Below are 1,236 nucleotides of genomic sequence, written 5' to 3'. Positions count from 1 at the left end.
CACCTCTCCTGAGGCGGACGCCGTCCGCCGGGAAGGATGTCGTTCGTGCCTGCTCCTCACCCGCCGGAGTTCCGGCAGCGCGCCATCGACCTCGCCCGCTCGAAGGTCAAGCCGGTCGGCGAGGTCGCGAAGGACCTGTCGATCTCCGAGTCGTGCCTACGGAACTGGCTGTCCCAGGCCGACGCCGACGAGGGCGGAGCGAATTCCGGGCGCCTGACATCTGATGAGAAGCGTGAGCTCACCGAGCTGCGCAAGAAGGCCCGCCGGCTCGAGGTGGAGAACGAAATCCTCAAGCGTGCCGCCGCCTACTTCGCTCGCGAGAACGTCCTCCCAAAGTAGTCTTCCCGCTGGTCCGTGAACTCGCCGACGACGGATTCGACGTCGCGGTGGCCTGCCGGGTCCTTGGCGTGCGCCGCCAGGGATACTACGAATGGCGCTCCGGAGTGAAATCACTTCGAGCCCAGGAGAACGAGCTCCTCGTGAAACACATCGAGAAGATCCACGCCAAGTCCCGCCGCACCTATGGCTGGCCACGGGTACACGCCGAGCTCACCCTCGGACTCGGCATGGCGGTCAACCATAAACGGGTGGCCCGGCTCATGCGCGAGGCCGGGATCCAGGGCCTCTACCGGCGCCGCAACCGCGGCTGTACCGTGCGGGACCCGCAGGCCGACCCCTTCGACGACCTGGTCGATCGCGACTTCGTCGTCGACGGACCGGACGAGATCTGGTGTACCGACATTACCGAACACCCCACCCGAGAGGGGAAGATCTACTGCGCGGCGGTTATCGACGTCTTCTCCCGGAAAATTGTCGGCTGGTCCATCGACGACAACATGCGTACTGAACTCGTCGTCGACGCCCTCGGCATGGCCATCCTCCGCCGGCAACCCGAGAGACGGTCCACCATCCTGCATTCCGACCACGGTTCTCAATTCACCTCATGGGCCTTCGGTCGCCGACTCGTCGACGCCGGACTCGTCCCATCCATGGGATCGATCGGCGACTGTTACGATAATTCCCTCGTCGAGTCGTTCTGGGGAACCATGCAACTCGAGCTTCTCGACTCGAAGACCTGGGAAACCCGCGCCGAGCTTGCCACCGCGATCTTCGAATGGATAGAGTGCTGGTATAACCCGCTACGGCGACATTCCAGCATCGGAATGCTCTCCCCAGCGGACTTCGAAGCAGCCCGCACCCCGCCTGACCAAGACCACTGACCCCACACCGTCAGTG

General features: G+C 64.2%; 1 protein-coding gene. It reads left to right on the top strand.

Going from position 1 to position 1,236, the window contains the following annotated elements; genetic code table 11:
- Window positions 1-45: 45 nt before the first annotated feature.
- Window positions 46-1,220 (top strand): IS3 family transposase gene (locus HF519_RS30105; protein WP_438826461.1). Its coding sequence is split into 2 segments (ribosomal slippage): window positions 46-337 and window positions 337-1,220, totalling 1,176 coding nucleotides; the frame shifts between segments, so codons are not numbered across the junction.
- Window positions 1,221-1,236 lie beyond the last annotated feature (16 nt).

It is taken from the genome of Pseudonocardia bannensis, from assembly GCF_012911875.1.
Taxonomy (GTDB): domain Bacteria; phylum Actinomycetota; class Actinomycetes; order Mycobacteriales; family Pseudonocardiaceae; genus Pseudonocardia; species Pseudonocardia bannensis.
This window is presented reverse-complemented; position numbering and strand designations above follow the sequence as displayed.